Origin of the sequence: Arhodomonas sp. KWT2, from assembly GCF_041949875.1 — a bacterium.
In the GTDB taxonomy this organism is placed as follows: Bacteria; Pseudomonadota; Gammaproteobacteria; order Nitrococcales; family Nitrococcaceae; genus Arhodomonas; species Arhodomonas aquaeolei.
On record NZ_JBHFPQ010000051.1, the window covers coordinates 321,174 to 341,282 of the forward strand.

The following is a 20,109-nucleotide window of genomic DNA, read 5'->3' on the forward strand; positions in this document are numbered from 1 at the left end:
CGTGTAAGGAGTGCCGCGCATGAGCATGGCGGACCGGGACGGCGTGATCTGGATCGACGGCGAGTTCGTGCCCTGGCGCGACGCCAGGGTCCACGTCCTCACCCACACGCTCCACTACGGCTTCGGCGTCTTCGAGGGTGTCCGCGCCTACAACACGGTTCACGGCCCGGCGATCTTCCGGCTGTTCGAGCACACCCGGCGTTTCATGGACTCCGCCAAGATCCTCGGCCTGCCGATGCCCTTCGACGCGGACACCATCAACCGGGCCTGCATCGAGACGGTACGCGAGAACGGCCTGGAGAGCGCCTACCTCCGGCCAATGGCGTTCCTGGGCTCCGAGGGCATGGGCCTGCGCGCCGACGGGCTGTCCACGCACGTGATGATCGCCGCCTGGCACTGGGGCGCCTATCTCGGCGCCGAGGCCATCGAGCGCGGCATCCGCATCAAGACCTCGTCGTTCTCGCGCCACCACGTCAACGTGGCCATGTGCCGCGCCAAGGCGAACGGCAACTACATCAACTCGATGATGGCGCTACAGGAGGCCGTGGCCGCCGGCTACGACGAGGCGCTGCTGCTCGACGTGGACGGCTTCGTCGCCGAGGGCTCCGGGGAGAACTTCTTCATGGTGCGCGACGGGGTGATCCACACCCCGGAGCTCACCTCCGCGCTCGCCGGCGTCACCCGCGACGCGGTCATGCAGCTCGCCGACGAGGCGGGCTACGAGGTGCGCGAACGGCGGATCACCCGCGACGAGGTCTACGTCTGCGACGAGGCATTCTTCACCGGGACCGCCGCCGAGGTCACCCCCATCCGCGAGCTCGACGGCCGGGTGCTCGGCGAGGGCCGCCGCGGGCCGGTGACCGCGGACCTGCAGAAACGATTCTTCGACCAGGTGGAGGGCCGCCGGGACGCCCACCCCGAATGGCTGACCCCGGTAGCCTGAACATCGCTCGGGAGGATACGACGTGCCTGATCCCCAGACTCACGACCGCCAGGACCTGATCCAGCCGAACGCCGCGCACCGCTACGAGGTGACGGTGGACGACCTGCCGGTGTCCTGCCCCATGCCCGGGATGTACCTGTGGAACTCCCACCCCAAGGTCTTCATCCCCCTGCACAAGACCGGCGAGGGGAAGTGCCCCTACTGCGGCGCCGAGTACGTGGTGAAGGACTTCCACCCGGACGACCCGCGCATCCTCGAGCAGCACCGGCGGGAGTGAGCCCGCCGGTCACCGCCCCCGCCTCTCCATCGTGCTGCGCGCCCGCCTCGTAGATGGTCTGCTCCGGCTGACCGCCCGCCTGCCCCTGCGCCTGCTCCACGGCGCCGGCCGGGCCGTGGGCACGCTCGCGGACGGCTTCCCCAACGACGTCCGGCGCATCGTGCGCGTGAACGTGGAGCTGTGCTTCCCCGCGCTGCCGCCGGCGGCGAAGCGCACGCTCGCCCGCCGCGCGCTGCAGTCCTCGGCGTGCAACCTGCTCGAGCTCGGGGCGATCTGGCACCGGCCGGTGACGGAGACCCTGGCGCTGATCCGGGAGGTGGACGGCGAGGCGGTGTTCACGGAGGCCCTGTCCGAGGGCCGCGGCGTACTCATCATCGCGCCCCACCTCGGCGCCTGGGAGCTGCTTCAGGCGTGGGTCGCACAGCGCACCCCGCTCCACGCCCTGTACCGGCCGCCGCGCCAGGCGTGGCTGGAGTCGCTGCTGGTGGCGGCGCGCTCGCGCACCGGGGCGCACTTCCACCCCGCCCGCGCCGGCGGCGTGCGCGCCCTGCTGCGGGCGCTGCGCGACGGCGAGGGCGTGGGCATCCTGCCGGACCAGCAGCCCCCCGGCGAGGGCGTGCACGTCCCGTTCTTCGGCCAGCCGGCCAAGACCATGACCCTGTTCGGCCGCATCGCCGAACGCAGCGGCGCCCCGGTGGTGATCGGCTGGGCCGAGCGCCTGCCCGCCGGCCGGGGCTTCCGCGTGCACTGGCGCCGCGCCGACCCGGCGGTCGCCGACCCGGACCCGGCCACCGCCGCGACCGCGCTCAACCACACCATCGAGGCGGCGATCCGCGAGCAGCCGGAGCAGTACCTGTGGAGCTACCGCCGCTTCTCCCGCCAGCCCGAGGGCGTGCGCAATCCGTACAAGCGCTTCGCCGACCGCGGTCGCTGGCTGGTGGAGCGCTGACCCGGCGGGACGCGCCCCGCTTCAGTCCCCGTCGCCGAAGCGGTAGCCGAAGCGCTCGATGTCCTCGGCGTAGTGACGGGCCACCAGCGCCCGGGTCTCGGGCGTGTAGTAATCCTGATAGGTCCCGCGGTCACCCGCGCGGCGGCGGTGCGGCAGCGCCGGCGCCTCGATGCCGATGCGCTCGCACACGTGGGCGAAGTCCTCGGAGAGACGCTCGTAGCGGGCGACGAAATCCACGATCTGCCGGCCGTGGAAATCGCACACGTACTCCCACTGGCGCTCCTGGGAGATGTCCAGCAGGTAATCGTAGGCCCGTTCCGGGTCGAGCTTGGCACGGATGAACGTCTCGAAGGTATCCAGGTGCGCGGTGCGCTGCGGGTGCTCGCGCCTGAGGTGGTGGAACGAGCTCACCTGCAGATCCCAGGGATTGCGCACCACGGCGAACTTGAACAGCCCCTCGTAGAGCTCGCGGGGCAGCATCTCGTAGGCGGCGATCGCCTTGGCATGGCGCGGGAACTTGATGCCCAGCGCGTGCTTCGGCCGGGTCATCTGGCTGATCAGGCTCGCCGCAGCGAGCACCGGCGTGTACGGCCAGCCCCAGCGGTACGGACGCAGGGCCGTGCGGATGCTCGTGCCGCCGGTCTTGGCGATGTGCACGAACAGGAATCGGTGACGGTAGGAAATCAGCATCAGGGGGTTCCGGCTCGTTCGTCCAGGCCCAGCGCCCGCAGGTAGCCCGCCGCGCTGGCCTCCAGTGTATACCCCGCCGCCGCGCCCCGGAGCGTCTCCGGCGGCAGGGGGGCGTCCAGGACCGCCGCCATGGCCGCCGCCATGGCGATGTCGTCGCCCACCGCCACCAGCGGCCCGAAGCGCCCGTCCGCGAGCAGCTCCCGGGGTCCGCTGGGGCAGTCCGTGGCCACCACCGGCGTGCCCAGCGCCACCGCCTCGGTGAGCACGTTGGGCGAGCCCTCCCAGGCCGAGGACAGCACGAACAGCGAGGCCCGTGCCATCCAGGCGTAGGGGTTGGCCACGTGCCCCGGCAGGGCCAGGTCGTCGGCGACGCCGAGCTCGGCCGCCTGCGCCTCCAGCGCCCCGCGCTGGCCACCGTCGCCGAGGATCACCAGCCGCGCCGGGCGCCCGGCACGCAGCCGCGCGAACGCGCGCAGCAGCGTCGGGAAGTCCTTCTGCCGGGTCAGCCGCCCGGCACCGAGGATCACCGGCGGGCCGGGCTCGCGCAGCCACGGGTGGTCCGGCTCGGCGCGTGCCTGCTCGGCGAGATCCGGCGAGACCACCGGGTTGCGCACCACGCACACGCGCCCGGGGGCGAGTCCGGCGATGCGCCGGGTGTCCTCGGCCACGCCCTCGGAGACCGCGACCACCCGGTCCACGCGATGGTAGAGCGCCCGCATGGGCGCATAGCGCAGCCACCGCCCCAGCCGGCCCCGTCCGGCGAGGGCGGCGGAGAGGTTGGTGCCGAGGCGCCCGGCGAGGTGCACCGGCACCCTGGCCAGCCCGCGGGCGACGATGGCGGTGCGGATGGCACGGTCCTTGGCGGCGAGCAGCGCCACCGGGCGCTCCCGGCGCAGGTAGCGCGCGAGCGCCAGCACCGCCATCTGGCTGTGGCGGTGGCCGGTGTCCACCAGCCGCACCCCCGCCGGCAGCGGACCGGGCAGCCGGTCGGCGCGCACCGCCACCAGGTCCACCGCGTAGCCCCGGTCCAACAGCCCGGCGAGCAGGCGCACGACCATGCGCTCCACCCCGCCCTTGCCGGAGAAGGCCAGGAACACGGCGATCCGCGGCGCGCCGCTCATGCCCGGCCCTCCAGCAGCCGGAAGGGATCCGCGTCGCTGCCCGGGTCGGCGCCGTCCCCCTCCAGCACGATACGGTGCCAGAGCGCGAACTGGACGATGGCGAAGGCCGGCGCGCTGAGCCGGCCCCGGGCGGCATCCCGGCGCAGCAGCCAGGCCACGCCCTCCGGGCGGAACCACTCGCGCACCGCCGGATGGGCCGGCAGCACGCGCTCCAGCCAGGCAAGGTGGTCACCGAACCAGCCGCGCACGGGCACGTGGAAGCCGCGCTTGGGCGCGTACAGCAGCTCCCGCGGCACCAGGCGCTCGGCCCAGCGCTTGAGAAAGTGCTTGCCCTGGCCGTCCGCGACCTTGAGCCGGTCGGGCAGCGACAGCCCGAAGGCGACGATGCGGTGGTCGACGAACGGCAGCCGGCCCTCGACGCCGCTGGCCATGAGCATGCGGTCCGCCTTGACCAGGAGGTTGTCCGGCAGCGCGGTGGTGAGGTCCACGTACTGCATCCGCTGCAGATCCGACCAGCCCCGCGGCGTCGATGCCCAGGCCTCGACAAACGGCTCCCGGGTGTGGCACATGGCCCCGGCGAGGGCGTCGCCGGCCAGCCGCCGGCGCGTGCGCCCGCGCAGCAGGCCGCCGGTGCGGAAGCCGCCGCTGCCCGGCGCGGCCACGGCCTTGAGCCGCCGCTCCAGCGGGTTGACCCGGTAACGCCCGTAGCCGGCGAAGGCCTCGTCGCCGCCCTCGCCGGAGAACACGACCTTGAGGTCGCGCTGCGCCTGCTCGGCGAGATAGAGGGTCGGGAGGCTGGCGAAATCGCGCATCAGCTCATCCGCCGCCCAGATCGTGCGCGGCAGGCGCGCCAGCAGTGCGGCGCCGTCCGGCGCGAAGGGGTGATGCCGGCTCGCGTTGCGCCGGGCCACCTGCGCCGCCAGGGGCAGCTCGTCGACCATGTCCGGGGCCTCGAAGCCGACGGAATAGGTGTGCAGCGGCTCGTCGCGCAGGCGCGAGAGCGCCCCGAGCAGGGTGGCGGAATCCACCCCGCCGGAGAGGAACAGGCCGAAGGGCACGTCCGAGCGCTGGTGCTGGCGCATCACCCGGTCGAAGAGCTCGTCGAAGGCGGTGCTGGCCGACTCGAAGTCCGTCTCCCACGGCTCCACGGCGCTGGCGTCCCAGTAGCGGCGCCGGCCGCGGACCCGGCCGTCGACCACCTCCATCACCTCCCCCGGCAGGACCCGCTCGACCCCCTCCAGGATGGTCTCGCGCCCGGCGGCGTACTGGTGCTGGAGGTAGCGCGCGAGCCCCACCGCGCGCACCGACGGGCGTGCCGGCAGCAGCGGCAGCAACGCCTTGATCTCGGAGGCGAAGCGCACGCCGTCGGCACCGGCGGCGACGAACAGCGGCTTCTGCCCGAGGTGGTCCCGGGCGAGCAGCAGCCGCCGGCGGGGGACGTCGTAGAGGGCGAAGGCGAACATCCCGCTCACGTGCTCGAGGAAGTCGTCGCCGTAGACGCGGTAGGCGTGCAGCAGGACCTCGCAGTCCGAGTGCGTGCGGAACGCGCAGCCGGCGCGCTCGAGCTCGGCGCGCAGCTCCACGTGGTTGTAGATCTCGCCGTTGGCGATCAGCACCAGAGCGCCGTCGGCGGTGACCAGGGGCTGGTGACCGCCGGCGAGATCGATGATGGACAGCCGCGTGTGCCCGAGCGCGACGTTGCCCTCGCGCCAGACGCCGCGGTCGTCGGGGCCGCGGTGGCCGAGCCTCGCCACGGCAGCGGCGATGCGCTCCTCCGGCACCGGGGCGTCGAGACTGACACCGGCGATCCCGCACATCAGCCGTCCTCCCCGGGAGCAAGGAGGTCCATCGCGGCCAGATAACCGCGGGCACTGCGCCGGATTCCGTAGGCGGCGACCGCCTCGCGCAGCGCCGCCGGGTCCGGCGGCGTATCCAGCACCCCCGCCAGCGCGTCCGCCAGGGCCGCGTCGTCGCCCATGGGCACGAGGGGCGCCACGCGGCCCCCGTCGAGGACCTCCCGCGGGCCGCTGGGGCAGTCGGTGCTCACCACCGGCGTACCGCTCGCCAGGGCCTCGATGAGTACCACCGGTGCCCCCTCCCAGCGCGAGGTGAGGGCGAAGGCCGCGGCGTGGGCCATGTAGCGCACCGGCTCGTCAACGAAACCGGGCAGGTCCACGTCCGCCTCGACACCGAGCTCCCGGGCGAGCGCGAGCAGACGATCGTGTTGGCGGCCGCGGCCGAGGATCACCAGGCGCGCGTCACGCCCGCGGCGCAGCCGGGCAAAGGCGCGCAGCAGGGTCGCATGGTCCTTGCGCCCGGAGAGCTCCCCCGCCCCCAGGATCACCGGGGGGCCGCCGGGGGCGAACCAGGGGTGATCGGGCGGTGCGGGGACGTCGAAACGGGCCGGATCCACCACCGGGCTCGGCACCACCCGCACCCGCCCCTCCGGCCAGCCGGCCAGCGCCTCCAGGTCCGCGGCGGCCTGCCGGGAGGGCATCAGGACGTAGTCCGCCCGCGGGTAGAGGTGACGCAGGCTCCAGCGCTCGACCCAGCGCGTCCAGGAACCCCGGCTGGCGAGGTCCACGGACACGGTGGTGCCGATACGCAGCGCGAGCCGGGTGGGCACCCGGGCGATGGCACGGGCGAGCAGCGCCATGCGGTTGACCCGGTACTTGTCGGTCATCAGCACCGCGGGCCGCTCGCGGCGGAGGTAGCGCACCAGCCCGGGCAGGGCGGTGTCCACGTGGCGCGCGGGAAGCACGACACGGCCCACCCGCTCGTAGTCGCCGCCCTCCGGCAGGTACGGACCGTGGCCACGGATGGTGATCAGGTCGCAGTCGACCCCGAGCCCCACGAGACCGGGCAGAAGGTTGCGGGCGACGCGGTCGACGCCGCTGTGACCCGAGGTGGCCAGGAAGATCGCGAGGTCGGTCATCGGCGGTATAGGGGCAGGGCGTCAATGTACGCCTGCGCGCTGTTGTCGGCCTGGTAGGGTTCGGCAGCCCGCCGGGTCATCTCCGCCGGCGCCGGCTCGCGCAGCGCCGCGTCGATGGCCGCGGCCAGCGCCGGGGCGTCGTCCACCGGGACGAGGTGCCCGAGGCGTCCGCCCTCGAGGATTTCCCGGGGGCCGCTGATGCAGTCCGCGGCGACCAGCGGCACCCCCAGCGCGGCCGCCTCCACCAGCACGTTCGGCGAGCCCTCCCAGCGCGAGCAGGAGACGAACACCGCCGCCCGCGCCATGAAGGCATAGGGGTTCGGCTGCCAGCCCGGCAGGTCCACGTCCCCGGCCACGTCCAGGCGACGCGCGAGCGCCAGCAGGCGCTCGCGCTGACGGCCGTCGCCGAGTATCACCAGCCGGGCGGCGCGCTCACCACGCACCCTGGCGAAGGCGCGCACCAGCGAGGCGAAGTTCTTCTGCCGGCGCAGCCCGCCGATGGCGAGGATCACCGGCGGCCCGTCGCCCTGGAACCACGGATGGACCACGGCCTCACGGGCCTCGTCGTGGACCGCGGCAGTGATGGTGGGGTTGGGGAGCACGCGGATACGCGAGCGCGGCACGCCGAGTCCGTCCACGAGATCGTCGGCGATCCCGCCGGACACGGCGATGACCCCGTCGGCCCGGCGGTACAGCCGCGCCATCTGCCGCCGCCGGCGCCAGCGGCGCAACGGATTCGCGCGGCCCTGGCGCAGCCGGTGCACCAGCGGATTGCCCACCCGGAAGAACACCCGGGTGCCGCTCCCGGCGGCATCCCGCGCGTCCGCGGCGATGCGGTCGTCACGGAGCTTGGCACTGATGAGCACGGCCGGGCGCTCGTGCTCCAGGAAACGGCGCACCGCGTCCACGGACGAGCCGGCCTCCAGCTCGCTCAGCGCAACAGTGTCATCGCAGCGGTCGAGGAAACGCTGATCCCGGTCCGCCACCAGCAGGTGCACCGCAACGCCCCGTGCCGCAAGCGCGTTGGCGGTGTGCACCAGCATGCGCTCGACACCGCCGTCGCCCTGGTCGGTGATCAGGATCGCGAGTCGTCCGGCGCACGCGCCCTCCCCCGGCTGCCGCGCCGGTGCGTCCGCGCGCACTTCTTCAACCCCGGGATCCATCGGCTTGGACAGTCCTGAGGCACCGGGGATAAACTTCGATCCGCGCGACGCGTTGTCGAGCATACCTGATCCCTTGGACCTCACCATGTTCAGGGTGATCGACCGTCGACCGGGGAAACGATCGCGGCGGTTCGGCGGCCGGCAATGCAACCACCGGAATGCGTACTCATGATGCGCCGCCATTATTGCGTCACCGGCCCGTTCGAGCAATTCGAGGAATGGCCGGGGCGATGGCCCGGAACGCACCATACGGACCCTGTGTCCGCAAGGCCAGAGGAAGACGGCCCGTGCACGCGGACCGCCAAGCACATAATCAGGGCCACCGATGCCAACGACACCGTGGATAACCGGCGCCGCACCCACCGTGGCGCGTGCCTGCACGCCTGTCTCGACCGGTCTCGGTTTGAGCGGGCTCGCGCTTTTCGCCTTCAGCGGCGGCTTCAGCGTAGCCGCCATGAATACCGGGCTGGCCCTGATGCTGCTCGGCTTTCTCCTACAGGCCCGCCAGGCCTTACCGACCCTGCTTCGAGACCCGCTGGCACTCCTCGTGACCGCATTCTGCGCCTACGTCGTGCTGCGCGGACTGCTCGCCGTCTACTCCAGCACCCCGGCGGACCCGGACCGCGGTCACCTCGGCCAGAGCTGGCACCTGCTCCGCGCCGACGGACTGCTCGCCGTGGCCGGGGGATGGTGGCTGTTCCGCCATCCCGCCTGGATTCGACGCTGCCTCAACCTCGCCGTGCTCTCCGGCTTGGTAGGGCTCGCCGTCGCGCTCACCCGCGCACCACGCCTGCCCTGGGAGGGGCTGGTCCGGCTTAAGACCTCCGCCAGCCCCAACGCCTTCGGGCTGTATGCCGCCCTCGTGCTCCTCGTGCTCTGCATGCGCCCGCCGGTGCGTTGCGGCACGCGCGCCCGGCGCATCATGTTGATGGCGGGCTGGGGCGCAGCACTGATCGTCGCTTTGCTGGCGCTGCTGTGGTCCGGCTCCCGCTCGGCCTGGCTCGGGGCGATGATCGGCATCCCTGTGACCCTGGCCGTCCAGTGGGGACCAACCCTCTGCCGGTGGCTCGCCACCCCCGCCGGGCGCCGTCCGGCCGCGGCGGCAGCGCTGCTCGCGGTATTGGCGCTGGGCGGTATCGTGGCCACCTCGGACACCGTGGCCTGGCGGCTGGACCCGGGCGAGGCGGTCCGCTCCGTGCGCGACATCGCCGCCGGCGACTGGCAGGCCGTCCCCAACCGCTCACTGCGCTACCGACTGATGCTCTGGCGTAGCGGTGCCACGATAATCCGCAACGCCCCCTGGCTCGGCTGGGGGCCGGCGGGCGCGCAACCGGCGATCAAGCGCTACGCGGCCTCCGAGGTCAAGCGCTTCCCCCACTTGCACAACATGGTGCTCAACCTCTGGGCACAGCTCGGCCTCGTGGGCGTGGGCCTTTTCGGGGTCTGCGGCATCGTGGCGCTTTTCCGCGGCCTCCGGCCACCGGCCGGTAGCGACGTCCCGGACAATCTGGTGCGCCTGGCCGGCGGCGGCCTGCTGACGTTCTTCCTCATCGGTCAGCTACAGATCCGCTACCTGGATCCAACCGGGATCGTGCCGAACTCGTTGTTCCTCGCCATACTCATCGCCACGGGGCTGCGCGCCCGTGCCACCGGCCACCGTGACACACCCGGGCACACGCCATGACGGACATCGTTCACATCGGCTACCACAAGACGGCGACGAACTGGTTCCAGCGCCTGTTCTACCCCGGGGCGCAGGGGCTGCGCTATGTCCATCGCAAGCACGTCCGGGCGGCCTTCATCCATCACGACGCCTTTCATTTCGACCCGGCAACCGCGCGCGCCACCCTCGGCAAACGCGATGACGAGGACATCATCCTCTGCGAGGAAGAGCTCAGCGGCAACCTCCACAACGGCGGGCTTTTCGGCTGCCTGTCCAAGGAGGTCGCACAGCGGATCCATCGGACCCTGCCGGGGGCGCGCATCGTCATCTTCATCCGCAACCAGCCGGCCATGATCGCCTCGGTGTACAAACAGTACGTCAAGGAGGGCGGTACCCACGGTGTGAACCGCTATCTCCACCACGCCCACTATCTCCACGAGTCCGGCTTCCAACCGGCGAAGGCGCCGCTGTTCCGATTCGAGCACTTCGAGTACCTGCCGCTGATCCGCCACTACCAGGCGTTGTTCGGCCGTGAGCGGGTCCACGTCTTCCCCTACGAGGCCTTCGCCCGCGATGGGGAGGCGTTCGTTACACGCTTCGCGGACGCCCTCGGCCTCGACGTCCCGCCCCAACCGCTGCATGCGGACAGGGTAAACATCGGCTACCGCCGGGGCACCCTCGCCCTGGCGCGGCTGATCAATCACTTCACCTACCGGGACGTGGTAGACAAGCGGGTCTGGCTGAACGTGCCGTTCACCTATCGCAAGGGGAGAATCCTGCTCAAGCACCTCAACCGGTTGCCTGTCCTCGGCCGTCAGCAGCGCCCCGGGGATCTTCTCGGCCGGGACAACATGGAGTTCATCCAGGCCTACTACGCGCACGTGAACGCCCAGCTGGAGGCCGAGCTCGGGATCAGGCTCGCCGAATTCGGCTACCCACTACCCACGCCGAGCACGCGCTCGTAGACACGCCGGTTCAGCACCGTCATCGCCGTCACCGAGAAGCGCGCGTCAACGTGCTGCCGACCCGCCGCACCCATGGTCTCGCGCAGGGCGAGATCGCCCAGCAACCGGCCCACCCGCTCTGCGAGGGCGGTGCTGTCCCCCGGTGGCACGAGGTAGCCGGTAATCCCGTCTGCAACGGCCTCGGGAATGCCGCCTGCCTCCGCCCCCACCACCGGCACGCCGCAGGCCGCCGCCTGGAGCAGGGTCACGCCGAGGCCCTCCATATAGGCCGGGTGCGCGAGGACGTCGAGGCACGGAAAGATGTGCGCCATGTCGGTGCGGAAGCCGGCGAACACGAACCGGTCTCCCAGGCCCTGCTCGTGGACCAGCGAGCGGATCGCCGCCTCCTCCGGACCGCGGCCGAATAGCAGGAAGCGGGTGCGCGGGTGCGCCGCCAGCACGGCGGGGGCCGCCGCGACGAGCACGCGGTGCCCCTTGCGCGGGATGAACTGCGCAGCCATGCCCACGGCCACCTCGTCGTCGGCGAGGCCGAACTCCCGCCGGAACCACGCGCGGTCGCCGCCGGGGCGATACGTCTGCGTATCCACCGCGCTGCGCACGCAGGTAACCCGCTCCGGGGCCAGGCCCTCGGCGAGCAGGACCTCGCGTATGCCCTCGGAGATGGTGATCACGTGGGCGTAGAGGCGGTATTTCAGCGCCACCCACCAGCGCCGTTCCGGGTTGTCCACCCGGCGGCTGAGCACCGCCGGCACGCCGGCGAGGCGGGCGGCGATGCCGCCGATGACGTCGGCACCGCGGCGACTGTGGAGGTGGACGAGGTCCGCATCCTCCTCGCGCAGCACGCGGTAGAGCCGGGCACCGAAGGCGACGTCCAGATCGCCGCGCACGGGCATCGCGACCACGCGGTCGGCGACGCCCTGCGCCGCCTCGGCGATCTCGCTGCCGGCGGGGCAGACCAGCACGTGCCGGCCCGGCGAGGCCGCGAGCCCGCGCAGCAGCATCAGCACCTGCAGCGCGCCCCCGTAGAGGTGCATGCCGGTCTCGACGTGGACCACCGTCATGTCGCGGCCATCAGCTCGCGGGCGACATCGAACACGTCGCCGGGACGGTGCAGGCGCATGCAGCTGAACTCGCCGCCGCACAGCGGACGCCGGCGGCAGGGCGAGCACCACAGCGGCTCGTAGAGCACCCGGGTGCGCGGACTCTCCGTCTCCAGATAGGGACGGGTGGAGCCGAACAGCGCCACGGTGGGCACGGTCAGGGCGGTACCCATGTGGGTGAGGCCGGTATCCACGCCCACCAGGGCCTCGGCACCGGCGATGGCCGCGGCGCTGGCGCGCAGCGACAGCCCGCCGGCGACGCTGACCGCCGGGCTGTCGGCGACCAGCGCCTCCGCCGCCGCGCGGTCCTCCGGGCCGCCGAGCACCACCGGGGTCGCACCGGTCTCGGCGGCGAAACGCCCGGCGAGGTCCCGCCAGCGCTCGTTGAACCAGTGCTTCTGGGGACGGGTGGTGAACGGCGCGAACGCCACGTAGCGCCCGTTCACCCCGGCCCCCGCGATGGCGGAGCGGGCCGCGACGTGGTCGTCGTCGCCGAGTGCCAGGTCCATGGGGAAGCGGGTGGTGTCCGCGCCGAGGTGGGCGGCCAGGGCGCGGTACTCGCTGGCGATGCGGCGATCGTCCCGCGGCGGCGCGAGCACCTCGGTCATCAGGCGCTCGCTGCCCTCCCGCGAGCCCAGGCCGATACGCTCGCCGGCGCCGGTGAAGCGGGCCCAGACGCCGCTCTTCAGCAGCCCCTGGGTGTCGAGCACCAGGTCGAAGCCCTCGCCCCGCAGCCGCGCGGCGAACGCGCGCACGGACCGCGCCAGGGCCAGGTAGCGGCGCTCGGCGCGCAGCCGCCGCCACTCCCCGCGGGGCCAGACGATCACCTCGTCGAGGCGGGGGTTGGCCTGCAGCAGGCTCGCGCCGGCGGGCTCGGCGAGCCAGGCGATGTGGGCGTCCGGCCAGCGCGAACGCAGCGCGGGGATGAGCCCGGAGGCCATGACGATGTCGCCCAGCGCGGACAGCCGGATGACGAGTATGCGCCGCATCAGCCCCGCCCCCCGGCGCCGCGGTGCAGGGTGTCATAGAGACGGACGTAGGCCTCGACGACCGCGGCCTCGCCGTGGGCCCGGGTCAGCTCGGCGTGGCCCGCCGCCACCATCGCCGCGCGCGCGTCGGCGTCCAGTGCCAGCGCCCGCTCCAGGGCCGCCGCCAGCGCCGGCGGGTCCTCGCGGGGGACCAGCAGCGCGTTGTCACCGTCCCGGGCGATCTCGGTGGCCCCCGGCGTGCGCGTGCTCACCACCGGCAGGCCGTGGTTCCAGCCCTCCAGGATGACGTTGCCGAGGGTCTCGTGGCGCGATGGGCAGACCAGCACGTCGGCCAGCCCGAACCAGGGCTCCGGGTCGTCCAGCCAGCCCGGCCAGTGCACCCGTCCCGCGACCCCCAGCTCCTCGGCGAGGGCGTGCAGCTCGCCGGCCAGCGGCCCGTCGCCGACGATGACCAGCCGCAGCGGCCGGCCGTCGCGGTCCTCCCCGGGCATCCGCGCGAAGGCGCGCAGGAGATCGTCCATGCCCTTGATGCCGATGAACCGCCCCAGGGCGAACAGCACCCGGGCCGACGGCGGCAGGCCGGCCTCCTCGCGCAGGCCCGCCAGCGCCGCGTCGGTGACCGTCCGTGGCGGCGGCACGAAGTTGCCGATGTGGAAGACCCGTTCCCGCGGCAGGCCCTCACCGACCAGGTAGTCGCACACGCCCCGGGTGTTCCCCACCCAGGCGTCGCAGTGGCGATAGTAGCCGTCGAGCTTGTAGTACCCGCCGAGGCGGGCGATGTGCGCCCCACCGCTGCGCCGGGGCACACGGGTCAGCCGTGTCGCCCGGCCCATGTAGCTCTGCACCGCCACCGGGCGCTCGCGCCGCACCAGCGCACGCAGGCGCAGCACGGTGGCGATGTCCCACTTGTTGGCGAACGGCAGGTGATACTGGCGCACCGGGAGCCCGGCCGGCGTGGCGGCGAGTGCCTCCGCCACCGGGCTGCCGGGGCGGTTGACGGCCACGGTCTCGTGGCCGGCGGCGGCGAGCGCCTGGATCAGGCGCACGTAGAAACGGTCCGCGCCTCCGAACTGGCGGCTTCCGAGGACGTGGAGACTCTTCATGCCGCGCGCGCCGTGCCTCCGCGGTCCTTGCGCGCGTGCTTGGCGTGCAGCTTCCAGAGGTAGCCGAGCAGGTTGTCGCCGTAGGAGATCGCCTTGCGCGGGATCTCCAGGGGGTTGTCGGCGGTGTTGGCCGCGCCGCGGATGCAGGTCAGGCCGCTGGCGTAGCCGGCCTCCGCCACCAGGTCCCGGCTGCGGGCGTCGTAGTCGCCGTAGGGATAGCAGAAGTGGCGCACCTCCGCCCCGAGGATGTCCTCCAGGCGCGCCTTGCTGTCGACGATCTCGCGGCGCTGCTCGGCCTCCTCCAGCCGGGAGAGCCGCGGGTGGCTGAGGGTGTGCGAACCGAAGGTCACGCCCTCGGCGTGGAGCGCGCGCACCGTGTCGGCGTCCATCAGCGCGGCCCGGGTCTGGCCGTCGCCCAGCCACTCGGCGCGTCCGCCGATCCGGTCGGCCACCAGGAAGACCGTCGCCGGGAAGCCGTGGCGCCGCAGGATGGGCCAGGCGTGCTCGCGGAAGTTCTCGTAGCCGTCGTCGAAGGTCAGCACCACCGCGCGCGGCGGCAGCGGCGTGTCACCGAACAGGCCGTCGAGCAGGCGGTCCAGGCCGATGACGTGATAGCCGAAACGCCGCAGCCAGGCCATCTGCGCGCCAAAGCGTCGCACGTGGCAGTAGCCGGCACGATGGGACGCGGGCGAGGCGAACGGCCCCACCTGGTGGTACATCAGCACGGAGACCGGCGGCGCGGCGGAAGGGATCGATGATCGGCTCATGACTCGTCAGCGGCGAAGCGACCACGGCAACGCAGTGTAGCAAATCGCCCCCGCTACCGCCCCAGCCGCGTCACGATATCGGTGGTGGAATAGCCCTCGAGGAGCGGCAGGATCCGGACATCCCCGCCGCGGGCGAGCACCGACTCGTGGCCGGCGATGTCCTCGACGCGGTAGTCCCCGCCCTTGACCAGGACGTCCGGCGCAACCGCCTCGATGAGCCGGGCCGGGGTGTCCTCGGCGAAGGGCACCACCCAGTCCACCGCGGCCAGGCCGGCGAGCACCGCCATGCGGTGCGCCAGGGGATTGACCGGGCGGCCGTCGCCCTTGAGACGCCGGACCGAGTCGTCGTCGTTAACCGCGACGATGAGCCGGTCGCCCAGTGCCGCCGCGGCCTCCAGGTAGGCGACGTGGCCGGGGTGGAGGATGTCGAAGCAGCCGTTGGTCATCACCAGCCGCTGCCCCTGGGCCCGCGCCTCGCGGACGCCGGCGAGCAGGTCCGGCTCGTCGAGCACGCCGTCGGCGGTGTGCACCGGCGCCCAGTGGCGGACCGCGGCGTGGAGCTCGGCGGGCGTGACGGTGGCGGTGCCGAGCTTGCCCACGACCACGCCGGCGGCCAGGTTCGCGAGTGCCGCGGCATGGGCCAGGGACTCGCCGGCAGCCACCGCCGCGGCGAGCACGGCGATCACCGTATCCCCCGCGCCGGTCACGTCGAACACCTCGTGGGCCTGGGCGGGGATGTGCACCGGCTCACCGTCCCGGGACAGCAGGGTCATACCCTCCTCCCCCCGGGTGAGCAGCAGCGCCTCGATGTCGAGCTCGCGCAGCAGGCCACGGCCTCGCGCCACCAGGGTCGCCTCGTCGCCGCAATGGCCGACGATGCGCTCGAACTCCGGGCGGTTGGGGGTGATCACGGTGGCCCCGGCGTAGGCCTCGAGATCCGGGCGTTTCGGGTCGACCAGCACCGGACAGCCGGCGGCGCGGGCGGCTCGGATCAGCGGCTGCGGATCACGCAGCGCGCCCTTGGCGTAGTCGGAGAGGACCACCGCGCGGACACCGTCCAGCGCCCCGGCAATCTCATCGGCGGCCAGCGGGGCCGACGCGGCGGCGCCGTCCTCGAAATCCAGCCGGATCATCTGCTGGTGCTGGCTGATCACGCGCAGCTTGGTCGTGGTGCGCGCGCCGGCGCGCCGCACCCAGTGGCGCTCGACGCCGGCGCCGGCGAGGCAGCCATCCAGGGCCGCGGCCGCCTCATCCTCGCCCACCGGCGCGGTGAGCCGCGCCCGGCAGCCCAGCGCCGCGAGCCCGAGGGCCACGTTCGCGGCGCCGCCCGGACGGTCGTCGCTGGCCCCGATGCGCACCACCGGCACCGGGGCCTCCGGCGATATCCGGCCGGTATCGCCGTGCCAGTAACGGTCCAGCATCACGTCCCCGGCCACCAGCAGGGTGACGTCGCCGAAATCGGGTATCCGCATCACTTGCCCTTCCTGCGCCGCTTGCCCCGCCCCCGATAGGGGCTCGGCCCGCCGTCGGGCCGGGTCTTGAACCGCCGGTGCACCCAGTAGTACTGCGCCGGGCGCTGCCGGACCTCCGCCTCCAGCCGGGCGTTGAGCCGCTCGGCGTCGGCGGTGTCGTCACCGCTCGGGAACCCCTCCAGCGGAGGGCCGAGCTTCACCACGTAGCCGCTGCCGTCCTCGCGCGCCACACCGTAGCAGGGGATCACCACCGCGCCGGAGAGCCGTGCCAGACGCGAGGTCATCGTGATCGTCGCGGCGGGCACGCCGAAGAACGGCGCGAACACCGCGTGCCGACGGCCGTAGTCCTGGTCCGGCGGGTACCAGACCACCCGCCGCTCACGCAGCGCCCGCACCATGGCGCGCATGTCGCCGCGGTCGAAGGCATGCTCGAAGTGCCGTCGCCGGCTCTCGCGCATGAAGTGCTCGATGACCGCGTTCCGGTTCTCGCGGTAGATCGCCTGGAAACCGAACCACCGGCTCATGATTCGCCCGGAGATGTCCAGCGGCGTGAAGTGCGCACTGACCAGGATCACGCCGTGGCCTTCGGCCTGCGCGCGTGCCACGTGTTCGGCCCCCTCCACGGTGCCGAGCCGGGCGATACGCGACTCTGCGCCCCACCACGCCAGCGCGACCTCCACCAGTCCGCGTCCTGTATAGCACAGGTTCCGGCGGGCGAGATCGCGCCGCTGCGCGGCGGTGAGATCCGGGAAGCAGAGCCGCAGGTTGGTCTCGACGATGCGGCGACGGTAGGGCACGAGGTACCACGAGAGCAGGCCGAGCCCGTCGCCCGCGCGCATGGCGAGCCGGTACGGCAGCGCCGCCAGCAGCCGCAGCAGCCCCATACCCAGCCAGGTCAACCAGTAGCGCGGCGCGAACAGCGAGCGGTCCATCGGCGATTCAACAGCGATCGGCAGGAGCGCGGAGTATACTAACCTCGCGGCTCGCATCACCACCTCCCGCGGCCGCACGTGCCCCGGCCCGGGCAGCACGCGCCGGATGACGCCCGGCGTGCTTGACCGGACTATCGCAGCGTCGAATCACGACGACCCGTTGATCCGGCGTATCCCCGCAAACCGGCACGCCCGCATGGAACGCCGATCCCCGGGGCGCACCGCGGCACGCCGCCGCCTTCGCCGGTCCGGCGGCGCTCATCGCGCCCCCCGACCTCCACGGCCGGGGCAACGGTGATCGCCACGGGCTGGCCGCAACGCTTCGGCGCAAGCCCCCGCACGCCGGGCCGGTAGAATGCCACCGCACCCCGATCGCTGAATTGATAGAGTGTGCGCCATGCCGCGTACCCTTTATACCCTCGCCCTGCGACTCGCCACCCCGGCGATCCTCTCCCGGCTGTTGTGGCGCTCCCGCCGCGCGCCCGCCTACCGGCGGCGCTGGGGGGAACGCTTCGGCTTCGGCCCGGCCATCGACGGCGCGCCGGTGTGGGTCCACGCCGTCTCCGTCGGCGAGACCGTGGCCGCCCGCGGGCTGATCGAGGCGCTGATGGCGGCCCATCCGGAGCGGCCGGTACTGGTCACCTCCACGACGCCCACGGGCTCGGAGCGGGTGCGGGCGCTCTTCGGGGACCGGGTCCGCCACTGCTACCTCCCCTATGACACGCCCGGCGCGGTACGGCGTTTCCTGGCACGGACGCGGCCGGCGCTGGGTGTGCTCATGGAAACCGAGATCTGGCCCAACCTCATCGCGGAGGCCGACGCCCGCGGCATCCCGCTGGTGCTCGCCAACGCCCGGCTGTCAGCGCGCTCCGCCGCCGGCTATGCCCGCACCGGGCGGCTGGGCACGGAGGCCGTTCGCGGCCTGGCCGCGATCGCCGCGCAGCACGACGCGGACGCCGAGCGGTTCCGGGCGCTGGGGGCCTCCCCCGTGCGACTCCACGTCACCGGCAGCCTGAAGTTCGACCAGCCCGTGGACGAGACCCAGCGACAGGCGGGGGAGGCACTGCGCGGGTTGCTCGGCCCGGCGCGTGCGGTGTGGATCGCCGCGAGCACCCACGAAGGCGAGGAATCCGCCGCGCTCGCGGCGCACCGGCGCGTGCTGGAGGCCGTTCCTGGCGCGGTGCTCGTGCTGGTTCCCCGACACCCGGAGCGATTCGACGGTGTCGCCGCGCTGACCCGCTCGGAGGGGTTCCGGTTCGCCCGGCGCAGCACCCCGGGGACCACCGACGCGGCGAATGTGGACGTGCTGGTGGGAGACACCATGGGCGAGCTGCCAACGCTGCTCGCCGCGGCGGATATCGCCTTCATGGGCGGGAGCCTGGTGGCGGTGGGCGGTCACAATCCGCTGGAACCCGCCGCCCTGGGGCACCCGGTGATCACCGGGCCCCACGTGCACAACTTCGCGCGGATATTCGAGCTGCTGACCGAGGCGGGCGGCGCGCGCACGGTCACGGATGCGGAGGGGCTGGCCACGGCGGTGATCGAGTGGCTCACCGACTCCGGGGCCCGGATCCGGGCGGGCCAGGCCGCGGAGGGCGTGGTCGCCGCCCACCGCGGAGCCCTGGGCCGCACCGTGGCGCTGATCGAGGCGCTTACTCCGCGGAGTTCTCCCCGGGAGTGATCGCGTCCTCGCTCACGTACGGCGCCGCGTTCGCTGAGAGCAGGCGGTTGATCGAGGCAAGGTCGTCCTCTGAGAGCACGCCGGCGGCCTGCTGGAGGCGCAGGGTGTTGAGCAGGTAGGCGTGACGCGCCTGCTGATAGTTCCGCTCTGCCTCGAAGACATTCTGCTGGGCGTCGAGGACGTCCACGATGGTACGCGTACCGACCTCGAAGCCGGCCTGGGTCGCCTCCAGGGCCGTCTTGGTGGAGACGCGGGACTGCGCGAGGGCCTGCACCCGCTCGAGGGCCGTCTGCACACCGCGGTAAGCGTCGGCGGCGTTGCGGGTCACCGAGCGGCGGACCTCCTCCAGGCTGGCACGTGCCTCCGTGTACTGCGACTGCGCCTCACGCACCCGCGAGCTGGTGGCCCCGCCGGTGTACAGCGGCACGGTGACCTCGATACCGGCGGCGAGCTCCTGATTATCCGAACCGTCGTAGGTGGCACCGCTGGTCACCCCGCCATCGGTGTGGCTGCCGCCGTAGCTCGCCACCGCGTCGACCTGCGGATAGTGCCCCCCGCGGGCCACGTCGACGTTCTCCATGGCGGCCTTCGAGGCCTGGCGTGCCGCGGTGAGCTCCCAGTTCTGCTCCTCCGCACGCTGGCGCCATGCATCCTCGTCCGCGGGCTGCGGCGCCGAGAGATCGACACCGCTGCGCACCCGGGCGAGCTCCCCCGGGGGCTTTCCGATCACCTCACGCAGCTGGGCACGGGCGCTCTCCAGGTCGTCCTCCGCCTGGATGACCGAGGCACGGGCGGTATCGTAGCGGGCCTTGGCCTCCTCCACGTCGGTACGCGCGATCAGACCGACGTCGAAGCGCTCCCGGGCCTGCTCGAGCTGGCGCTGGATGGCCTTGAGCTGTGCACGGGCGGCGGCGAGCGCCACCTGGGCGTCGAGCACGCCGAAGTAGCGCTCCGCGGCGCGGGTCATCAGCGACTGCTCGGCGGAGGCGAAGCGCGCCTTGGCCTGGGCGACGTTCGCCTTCGCCACGTCGAGCTGCTGGAAGTCCGAGTAGCGGAACAGCGGCTGGCTGAGCTGAACGCCGTAGGTCAGCGAGTTGTAGCTATCGTCGGCTTCAGGACCGTTGACGATATTGGTGTCCTGATAGTTGCGCTTGGCCGCGGCATCGACACCGATCTCCGGCAGCCGTAGTGCCCGGGCCTGCGGCAGGGCCTCCTCCGCCGTACGCAGCTGCGCCTGCGCCTGCTGGAAGACCGGGTCGCTGTCCAGGGCGTTGCGGTAGACGTCGAGCAGGTCCTCGGCAGCCAGCGCCGGCAGGCTCAGGCTGCCGAGGGCGACGGCCAGTAGAATTCGTTTCATGG

The 20,109-nt window shown here is 72.8% G+C and carries 18 protein-coding genes; 6 read left to right on the forward strand and 12 right to left on the reverse strand.

The annotated features are described in order from the left end of the window. The first annotated feature begins 19 nt into the window (after positions 1–19). Genes ACEZHJ_RS16880 through ACEZHJ_RS16890 form a run of 3 tightly spaced genes read left to right on the forward strand, consistent with a single transcriptional unit; the run spans position 20 to position 2,169 of the window. The gene (locus ACEZHJ_RS16880) at positions 20–943 is read left to right on the forward strand and encodes a branched-chain amino acid transaminase (protein ID WP_163139641.1); all 924 of its coding nucleotides are present in this window, start codon (positions 20–22) and stop codon (positions 941–943) included. A 22-nt stretch (positions 944–965) separates the two neighbouring features. Further along, positions 966–1,220, forward strand: coding sequence for a zinc-finger domain-containing protein (locus ACEZHJ_RS16885; RefSeq protein ID WP_163139639.1), 255 nt, complete (start codon positions 966–968; stop codon positions 1,218–1,220). Between the two features lie 31 nt (positions 1,221–1,251). Continuing rightward, positions 1,252–2,169: a lysophospholipid acyltransferase family protein gene (locus tag ACEZHJ_RS16890; protein ID WP_163139638.1), complete on the forward strand. Its 918-nt coding sequence runs from the start codon at positions 1,252–1,254 to the stop codon at positions 2,167–2,169. Positions 2,170–2,190: 21 nt separating this feature from the next. Here ACEZHJ_RS16890 and ACEZHJ_RS16895 read toward each other — a convergent pair whose 3' ends face one another. The 5 genes from ACEZHJ_RS16895 to ACEZHJ_RS16915 are packed head-to-tail and all read right to left on the reverse strand — an operon-like array spanning position 2,191 to position 8,078. Then, positions 2,191–2,859 (reverse strand): sulfotransferase family 2 domain-containing protein, encoded by a 669-nt coding sequence (locus ACEZHJ_RS16895; RefSeq protein WP_018716598.1) that lies wholly within the window; start codon positions 2,857–2,859, stop codon positions 2,191–2,193. Continuing rightward, positions 2,859–3,980 (reverse strand): glycosyltransferase, encoded by a 1,122-nt coding sequence (locus ACEZHJ_RS16900; RefSeq protein WP_259200034.1) that lies wholly within the window; start codon positions 3,978–3,980, stop codon positions 2,859–2,861. The genes ACEZHJ_RS16895 and ACEZHJ_RS16900 overlap by 1 nt, the downstream gene beginning before the upstream one ends. Next, positions 3,977–5,797 (reverse strand): asparagine synthase (glutamine-hydrolyzing), encoded by a 1,821-nt coding sequence (gene asnB / locus ACEZHJ_RS16905; RefSeq protein ID WP_375036727.1) that lies wholly within the window; start codon positions 5,795–5,797, stop codon positions 3,977–3,979. Before asnB ends, ACEZHJ_RS16900 begins: the two co-directional genes overlap by 4 nt. After that, positions 5,797–6,915: a glycosyltransferase gene (locus ACEZHJ_RS16910; protein ID WP_163141645.1), complete on the reverse strand. Its 1,119-nt coding sequence runs from the start codon at positions 6,913–6,915 to the stop codon at positions 5,797–5,799. The genes asnB and ACEZHJ_RS16910 overlap by 1 nt, the downstream gene beginning before the upstream one ends. Continuing rightward, entirely contained in the window at positions 6,912–8,078 is a 1,167-nt protein-coding gene (locus tag ACEZHJ_RS16915) for a glycosyltransferase (protein ID WP_163141648.1), read from the reverse strand. The genes ACEZHJ_RS16910 and ACEZHJ_RS16915 overlap by 4 nt, the downstream gene beginning before the upstream one ends. A 403-nt stretch (positions 8,079–8,481) precedes the next feature. Here ACEZHJ_RS16915 and ACEZHJ_RS16920 point away from each other — a divergent pair, with 403 nt between their 5' ends. Both ACEZHJ_RS16920 and ACEZHJ_RS16925 read left to right on the forward strand, forming a co-directional pair. Then, positions 8,482–9,762: an O-antigen ligase gene (locus ACEZHJ_RS16920; protein WP_205599870.1), complete on the forward strand. Its 1,281-nt coding sequence runs from the start codon at positions 8,482–8,484 to the stop codon at positions 9,760–9,762. After that, positions 9,759–10,706, forward strand: a complete 948-nt coding sequence (locus tag ACEZHJ_RS16925; protein ID WP_163141654.1) for a hypothetical protein — start codon at positions 9,759–9,761, stop codon at positions 10,704–10,706. Before ACEZHJ_RS16920 ends, ACEZHJ_RS16925 begins: the two co-directional genes overlap by 4 nt. Here ACEZHJ_RS16925 and ACEZHJ_RS16930 read toward each other — a convergent pair. The 6 genes from ACEZHJ_RS16930 to lpxL are packed head-to-tail and all read right to left on the reverse strand — an operon-like array spanning position 10,673 to position 17,126. After that, positions 10,673–11,767, reverse strand: coding sequence for a glycosyltransferase (locus ACEZHJ_RS16930; RefSeq protein ID WP_163141657.1), 1,095 nt, complete (start codon positions 11,765–11,767; stop codon positions 10,673–10,675). The genes ACEZHJ_RS16925 and ACEZHJ_RS16930 overlap by 34 nt on opposite strands. After that, complete coding sequence (locus ACEZHJ_RS16935; protein WP_375036728.1) at positions 11,764–12,795, reverse strand: glycosyltransferase family 9 protein; 1,032 nt, start codon at positions 12,793–12,795, stop codon at positions 11,764–11,766. Before ACEZHJ_RS16935 ends, ACEZHJ_RS16930 begins: the two co-directional genes overlap by 4 nt. Next, entirely contained in the window at positions 12,795–13,898 is a 1,104-nt protein-coding gene (locus tag ACEZHJ_RS16940; RefSeq protein WP_163142091.1) for a glycosyltransferase, read from the reverse strand. The genes ACEZHJ_RS16935 and ACEZHJ_RS16940 overlap by 1 nt, the downstream gene beginning before the upstream one ends. Next, positions 13,895–14,665: a polysaccharide deacetylase family protein gene (locus ACEZHJ_RS16945; protein WP_163142094.1), complete on the reverse strand. Its 771-nt coding sequence runs from the start codon at positions 14,663–14,665 to the stop codon at positions 13,895–13,897. Before ACEZHJ_RS16945 ends, ACEZHJ_RS16940 begins: the two co-directional genes overlap by 4 nt. A 53-nt stretch (positions 14,666–14,718) precedes the next feature. Further along, positions 14,719–16,137 (reverse strand): bifunctional D-glycero-beta-D-manno-heptose-7-phosphate kinase/D-glycero-beta-D-manno-heptose 1-phosphate adenylyltransferase HldE, encoded by a 1,419-nt coding sequence (gene hldE / locus ACEZHJ_RS16950; RefSeq protein ID WP_163142097.1) that lies wholly within the window; start codon positions 16,135–16,137, stop codon positions 14,719–14,721. Next, entirely contained in the window at positions 16,137–17,126 is a 990-nt protein-coding gene (lpxL, locus tag ACEZHJ_RS16955) for an LpxL/LpxP family Kdo(2)-lipid IV(A) lauroyl/palmitoleoyl acyltransferase (protein WP_375036729.1), read from the reverse strand. The genes hldE and lpxL overlap by 1 nt, the downstream gene beginning before the upstream one ends. A 340-nt stretch (positions 17,127–17,466) precedes the next feature. Between lpxL and waaA the strand changes: the two genes are divergently transcribed. Further along, positions 17,467–18,750, forward strand: coding sequence for a lipid IV(A) 3-deoxy-D-manno-octulosonic acid transferase (waaA, locus tag ACEZHJ_RS16960; RefSeq protein WP_163139472.1), 1,284 nt, complete (start codon positions 17,467–17,469; stop codon positions 18,748–18,750). Here the strand turns inward: waaA and ACEZHJ_RS16965 are convergent. Next, positions 18,722–20,107: a TolC family outer membrane protein gene (locus ACEZHJ_RS16965; protein ID WP_018716613.1), complete on the reverse strand. Its 1,386-nt coding sequence runs from the start codon at positions 20,105–20,107 to the stop codon at positions 18,722–18,724. The two genes, waaA and ACEZHJ_RS16965, sit on opposite strands and share 29 nt — an antisense overlap. Positions 20,108–20,109 lie beyond the last annotated feature (2 nt).